The 523-nt window shown below is 58.7% G+C and carries 1 rRNA gene; it reads right to left on the bottom strand.

From position 1 onward, the window contains the following. A 23S ribosomal RNA gene (locus tag IH48_RS0132505) occupies positions 1-268 on the bottom strand; the annotation flags it as partial. Positions 269-523 lie beyond the last annotated feature (255 nt).

The raw sequence follows: 523 nt of genomic DNA, 5'->3' as shown, positions 1-523 counted from the left end.
ACTCCCACGACCCCGCCCACGCAACCCCTGCCGGGTATCACACATGAACGGTTTAGCCTCATCCAGTTTCGCTCGCCGCTACTCCCGGAATCACTATTGTTTTCTCTTCCTGAGGGTACTGAGATGTTTCACTTCCCCTCGTTCCCTCCACACACCCTATGAGTTCAGGTGCGGGTGACAGCCCATGACGACTGCCGGGTTTCCCCATTCGGACACCCCCGGATCACAGGTACCAAGGCATCCACCGTGCGCCCTTAAAAACTTGGCCACAGATGCTCGCGTCCACTGTGCAGTTCTCAAACAACGACCAGCCACCCACCACCCCACCCGAAACAGGCAAGTTCACTGGGACCGGCATACCCGAAGGACGAGCAACGCTCGCACCCTCAGACACCCAACAGCGTGCCCGACACCCCGTCTCCCACCCCCGTCTTCCACACCCCAGTGGGGCAGTACTAACGCGGATGATCAACAAAAGTGCCGAATAGTCAACGTTCCACCCATGAGCAACCGTGTGGGACAT

Source organism: Streptomyces sp. NRRL F-5126 (assembly GCF_000721265.1).
In the GTDB taxonomy this organism is placed as follows: Bacteria; Actinomycetota; Actinomycetes; order Streptomycetales; family Streptomycetaceae; genus Streptomyces.
This window is presented reverse-complemented; position numbering and strand designations above follow the sequence as displayed.